The sequence below is a fragment of the Psychromonas sp. genome (genome assembly GCF_047632995.1).
In the GTDB taxonomy this organism is placed as follows: Bacteria; Pseudomonadota; Gammaproteobacteria; order Enterobacterales; family Psychromonadaceae; genus Psychromonas.
Genome location: NZ_JBLIEK010000167.1, coordinates 1 through 5,844, shown reverse-complemented (window position 1 = coordinate 5,844; position 5,844 = coordinate 1). Strand labels below are relative to the sequence as shown.

Genomic DNA, 5,844 nt, shown 5'->3' with positions numbered 1-5,844 from the left:
TGGTAAAGGCGAATTGGTTGCAGAATTAGATATAGATAAAGCGTTATGGTTTTTTGAATGCCATTTCCCGGGTGACCCTGTTATGCCCGGTTGTTTAGGTCTTGATGCCATGTGGCAATTAGTCGGCTTCTTCCTTGGTTGGAGTGGCGGCCCGGGAAAAGGTCGTGCACTAGGTGTAGGTAATGTTAAATTTACCGGCCAAATTTTACCGACATCCAAAAAAGTGACTTACCGTATCACCCTCAAACGTTTGATTATGCGCAAACTTGTTATGGGTATTGCTGACGGTGTTGTTGAAGTGGATGGGAAAGCCATTTATTCGGCAGAAGATCTGAAAGTGGGTCTATTTGTTGATACATCAAATTTCTAATTTCACTAAAATCTACTAAAATCTACTAAAGCCTACTAACATCTACTAAAGCACTGTATATGCCAATATCAGTGCTTTATTTTTATCTTCCCCCCCTAAAATTTACAGGTTTAAAATGAAATTAATCTATTCTTTTTTTAAGAGCATTGCAAAAACCATCAATATAATGCGCTTATTTATTATCAATATGCTTTTTTTTGCAATCCTGGCAGGCATTATTTTTGTTATTAACCTCGATCGACCGCCTCTATTAGTGGCTGATAACTCAACCCTGCATTTAAATTTTACGGGTAATATAGTAGAGCAGGCAGCACCCGCCGATTTTGCAGGTGAACTATCCAAAAAAATGATTTCATCCGATGAAAATCAAAACAACGAATATCAAATTGATGAGATTTTAAATACCATCAATCACGCACAACAGGATCCCAAGATAAGCGACATCTTATTAGATCTTGACGGATTAGGCGGTGCAGCGGTTAATCATATTGCCGATATCGGCAAGGCATTAAATGACTTCAAATCAACCGGGAAATCGGTTGCTGCCGTTGCAGACAATTACAGTCAGACACAGTACCTGTTAGCAAGTTACGCGGATAAAATTTATCTTAACCCTCAGGGCATGGTTTTACTGCCGGGTTACTCTGTATATCGCCTTTATTTTAAAGAGGCATTGGATAAATTACTCATTACACCACATATATTTAAGGTCGGTACTTACAAATCCTTTGTTGAACCTTTTACAAAAAACAAAATGTCAGAAGCCAGCAAATTAGCCAATAAAAATTGGTTAGATCAACTGTGGAAAAACTATATTGATACCGTTATTTCCCAGCGTAAAGATAACAGTCGAATATCAGTACAATCGATATCTCCCTCTTTAAAGCAATTAAAATCGTCCCTTATAAAGGCTTCCGGCAATACCGCTGTTTATGCTTTACAAGCAGGGTTAGTCGATGATCTTAAAAACCGTAATGAAGTGCTCGACAAGTTAAAAAATCAGGCGCAAACAGCGGGTCATAAACTTAATCTAGTCAGTTATGCGGATTATTCACCGACACAGGCTGAGATGTATGAAGTCACTGGCAACAAGGATCAAATTGCAGTTGTTCATGCAACTGGTGAAATTTTGTCCGGGACACAACCTTCCAACGTGATTGGGGGTGATAGTTTTAGTAAATTATTAGAAACCGCACTCCATGATGATAAAATTAAAGCCGTTGTTATCCGTATTGATAGCCCTGGGGGCAGTGCCTTTGCATCGGAAAAAATTCGTCAACACATTTTAGCCTTAAAAAACGCAGATAAAAAAGTCGTTGTCTCAATGGCGAGTGTGGCAGCATCCGGCGGTTACTGGATTGCATCCGCCGCAGATTATATTATCGCCACCCCAACTACCTTGACAGGCTCAATAGGCATATTTGGCATGTATGCTAGCGCCGATAAGGCATTAAATAATTTTGGAATATTCAATGATGGTATTGGTACGACTGAACTTTCCAGTTTTAACCCAACACGCGCACTCAACCCGGAACTTGCTGAGATTATCCAATTAGGGATAGAAAACGGATATCAACAATTTTTAGAGGTTGTTGCACAGGGCCGCAACATGACGGTCGCAGAGGTAGATAAAGTCGCACAGGGTCGCGTCTGGACAGGTGTAGATGCAAAATCACTTGGCTTGATAGACGAATTAGGGAATTTACAGGATGCTATCAATACAGCCGGCAGGTTGGCCAATCTACAGGATTTTGATGTCAAGATTATTCAACCCGTACTGTCAACCAAACAACATCTGATCAATGAATTCTTGCTCGGTGCGGTCAATATCATGCCCGAAGGTCTGCATATCAATTCGGTTTTATACAAAACCCTGAATGCAATAGAATCTCAAACGGCAATATTAACCCGGTTTAATGATCCTCAGGGACGTTACGCTTACTGCCCTATGTGTATTTCGGCTGAATAAAATAACCCTCTCATTAAGAGACTTCTTGTTTTTTTTCAGGCGCCTCTTCTTTTTTAATGAACAACTGTTGATTTGCACCGTTCCGGTCATGTTTAACGCAGGAAGGCAATATGAGCCGTCTTAAGTGAAAATCAGACTTTACCCCTTGAGTTGTTACAACCATGCTGGCGATTTAAAACCGCCTACGTTTTTCTACCTGGTATTGCTTTTTCTGGCGCGAACTTGGGCAGTATTTATTATTTCAGTGCTTTTACGCGATGCTGATAATCCATTGTTGCGCTTATTTTATCCCAACAAAATCCATTTTTTTCTAGGTTTAGCGTCGGGTAGCATCGCCCTTTTCTTATTTTTTTTGTGCGGCAGGGATCATGACAAAGATCGATGGTTATCGATATTATGGCAGAACAGTTATCCATTATTATTATTAGCGATAGTGAGTGACTTAGCGCTGCAGTTGTATTATCTGTCGGATAAACATTTTCAATATTCTTTTGTCGCCTCTGTACAGCTTGTGTTTGCAATTTGGATACTTTTATACTGTGTGCGCAGTAAACAGCTTAAAGACTGCTTTAAACGCAACCGTTAAATAAAAATGAGGAATTCAATTCCTCATTTTTTATTTTTTAGTGTAATTTTAAACGAGGGCGTAATATTTTATTAATGCCTTCGACTAAGGTAATTAATCCCGTACGAAAATACCCATGAAGCGCAACTTGGTGCATACGATACAGTGAAATATACACTAAACGAGCGATAGTCCCTTCAACCTTCATCGAGCCTTTGCTTAAATTCCCCATTAAACTACCCACAGTGCTGTAATTACTTAATGAAACTAATGAGCCATAATCCGTATAGTGATAGGGAGATAATGCCTTATTATCAAGTGATGCTCTGATATTTTTAGCCACTAAAGAAGCCATCTGATGTGCTGATTGGGCACGAGGAGGAACAAAACCACCATTGGGCAAGGCGCAACTGGCACAGTCGCCTATTGCATAAATACTCTCATCTAACGTCGTTTGCAATGTGGGCTTAACAACCAGTTGATTTACCCTGTTCGTCTCTAACCCGGCTATCTCCTTCATAAAATCAGGCGCTTTGATACCTGCGGACCAAACAATTAAATCAGCTTCTATTAATTCACCCTCTTTAGTGACCAATCCTTCTGCAGTCGCCTCGGTAACTAGGGTATTGGTACGGACAGAAACCCCTAGTTTTAAAAGCTCCTGGTGTACTGAACTGGATATTCTTTCCGGCAGTGCAGGTAAAATTTTATCACCCGCTTCAACAAGGCTAACCTTGAGGTCCGTGGTTTTAATATCTTCAAAACCATAGCTGGTGACTTGTTCTAAAGCGTTATAAAGCTCAGCCGACAATTCAACACCCGTTGCCCCGGCCCCTACAATAGCCACACTTACTTTGTTAGTTTGGTGCACGCCAAGTTGTAAATATTTATTCAGCATACGGTGATGGAATTTTTTTGCCTGTTGCGGGCTGTCCAGAAAGATGCAATGCTCACGCACACCTTTAGTATTAAAATCATTACTCACACTGCCCAGGGCGATCACTAAAATGTCATAACTAACGGTCGATTCAGGTAAAATCTTTATACCGTCATTATCTAATAATTCAGCTATTTGTATTTGTTTTTTTTCTCGGTCAATATCAGACAGCGCCCCTAGTTGAAAACTAAAATGATGGTTTTTTGCATGCGCACGATAACTTAATGCATCAATTCCGTCATCAAGGGAGCCGGCTGCGACTTCATGCAATAAAGGTTTCCACAAATGTGTTCTGTTTTTATCGACGAGTGTAATATGCGCCTTTTTCTTTCGTCCAAGCTTATCACCCAGCTCCGTCGCTAATTCAATGCCTCCAGCCCCTCCCCCGACGATCACGATTTTGTCCATCATACACCCCAATTTTTTATTAATAGCTAGTTAGATTCGATTACATTAAAACAGTACTAAGTAACAATGATATTGATAAAAGGGGGTTTTAAATTAGCCCCGTTAGCCTGAACAAAAAGAGGCTAATCATGGTTATCAAGAAGAGTGTGTTAATGTAATAAAATGAAGATGTTAGGTTTTAGTGCTCCAGATAAAATCTTGAAGGTGATTATCGCTGGATTAACAATAAAATAAAGAGGAGCATGAAAGGACCAAATGGCAATTAACATTACCATTTTGTGCGTATTTACTGCTCTTTAAATTTCTTAATCGTTTGCAAATGATGCGATATATCTTGGAATTTATGTCCTTGCTTTTCATCAAATATAATTTGATAATATTTTGCAAGTTCATAATCACTTTCTTTTGAATCAATAACGTCATCTGTTCGGGAGAGAATACATAAACAATTATGTTTGTTTTCAGTACGAAAATCACTGACACATTTAGTTTCAATATCTAAATATTCTTCCGGCCACTCTATTTTCCCAACCATGTTATCTTCGGGATGCAGATTCGGATTGAAAATAACTTGTTTAATACCGCAAAGAAAACCAATTCGCTCACACCAAAACCCGCCAAGTCCAACGCCACAAATTAAAGGTGATTTATCCTCACTGCTTTGAATATGTTTATGCACTTCTTTTAAAATATGGCTCATATCATGTTTAGGATAGATCGTGCTGTAATGAACAAAACGCACATCATCATCAATAAACTTTAATTGCATCACCTTTTCATGGTTTCCCGGGCTCGTTGCATCAAAGCCATGTATGTAAATGATCATTTTATTATCCCCAGCTTTCTTATTTTATTTATTCAACAATAATATTGGAATTAACCTAGAGTGCAAGCATTGCGCTTCACTAATTAGAACTGCTCGCCGAGCTGCATTAACATTTGCTTGTTTTTTATCCATATCGGGTTTTTATTTAAGGGTAAAGTAAATTTATTTTTAGTACTGCGTAATTGATTAACAGCATGGTATTGAGCTGTCTGTTTTACCTTAAGATTATCAAGAATAGACAGCGCGCCGCTTCTATCATTACAAGCTAAGATTAAATCACATCCCGCTTGTATTGCACTTTCTGCGCGACTTAAATGGTTACCTACAAAACTGGCTCCGTGCATCGATAAATCATCACTGATAATTACCCCTTTGAATCCTAATCGTGTTCTCAAAACATCCTTCAGCCAATAGGATGAAAAACCGGCAGGTTGCAGGTCACATTGAGAATAAACAACATGTGATGGCATTACTGCATCCAATACCCCTTTCTTAATCAGGGTGTTAAAAGGCTTAATATCTTTAGTGAATATTTCAAGTTCACTACGCGAGTCAACCGGCAAAGCAATATGAGAATCAGCTTTAACACTGCCATGGCCGGGAAAATGTTTGCCCGTTGAGACCATACCAGCAGATTTCATTCCATTAATATACGCCTCAGCAATAGTCACGGCTTCTGTTATAGAGGATGAAAAGGCCCTTTCTTGGATAACATTCGAAATACAATTTAAATCTAAAACAGGCGCACAACTTAAGTCGATATCACATG

The 5,844-nt window shown here is 39.1% G+C and carries 6 protein-coding genes; 3 read left to right on the top strand and 3 right to left on the bottom strand.

The genetic code is table 11. The features are described from left to right. From fabA to ACJAT7_RS17325, 3 genes are all read left to right on the top strand, one after another. The coding region (gene fabA / locus ACJAT7_RS17335; protein ID WP_415228054.1) for a bifunctional 3-hydroxydecanoyl-ACP dehydratase/trans-2-decenoyl-ACP isomerase at nt 1-370 on the top strand (370 nt) is incomplete at its 5' end. Between the two features lie 115 nt (nt 371-485). Beyond that, nucleotides 486-2,339, top strand: a complete 1,854-nt coding sequence (sppA, locus tag ACJAT7_RS17330; protein ID WP_415228053.1) for a signal peptide peptidase SppA — start codon at nt 486-488, stop codon at nt 2,337-2,339. A 124-nt stretch (nt 2,340-2,463) separates the two neighbouring features. After that, nucleotides 2,464-2,925, top strand: coding sequence for a DUF2919 domain-containing protein (locus ACJAT7_RS17325; RefSeq protein WP_415228052.1), 462 nt, complete (start codon nt 2,464-2,466; stop codon nt 2,923-2,925). A 37-nt stretch (nt 2,926-2,962) separates the two neighbouring features. Here ACJAT7_RS17325 and ACJAT7_RS17320 read toward each other — a convergent pair whose 3' ends face one another. The 3 genes from ACJAT7_RS17320 to nagZ all read right to left on the bottom strand — a co-directional run. Next, nucleotides 2,963-4,249 (bottom strand): NAD(P)/FAD-dependent oxidoreductase, encoded by a 1,287-nt coding sequence (locus tag ACJAT7_RS17320; RefSeq protein WP_415228055.1) that lies wholly within the window; start codon nt 4,247-4,249, stop codon nt 2,963-2,965. A gap of 286 nt (nt 4,250-4,535) precedes the next feature. Continuing rightward, nucleotides 4,536-5,075, bottom strand: coding sequence for an alpha/beta hydrolase YcfP (ycfP, locus tag ACJAT7_RS17315; RefSeq protein WP_415228051.1), 540 nt, complete (start codon nt 5,073-5,075; stop codon nt 4,536-4,538). An 83-nt stretch (nt 5,076-5,158) separates the two neighbouring features. Beyond that, nucleotides 5,159-5,844 (bottom strand): beta-N-acetylhexosaminidase (gene nagZ, locus ACJAT7_RS17310; RefSeq protein WP_415228050.1); only part of this gene is annotated, 686 nt, incomplete at its 5' end.

Excerpts from the sequence above, each read along its gene's own strand:
- sppA (WP_415228053.1), top strand. The coding sequence starts at position 486 with ATGAAATTAATCTATTCTTTTTTTAAGAGCATTGCAAAAACCATCAAT.
- ACJAT7_RS17320 (WP_415228055.1), bottom strand. The coding sequence starts at position 4,249 with ATGGACAAAATCGTGATCGTCGGGGGAGGGGCTGGAGGCATTGAATTA.
- ycfP (WP_415228051.1), bottom strand. The coding sequence starts at position 5,075 with ATGATCATTTACATACATGGCTTTGATGCAACGAGCCCGGGAAACCAT.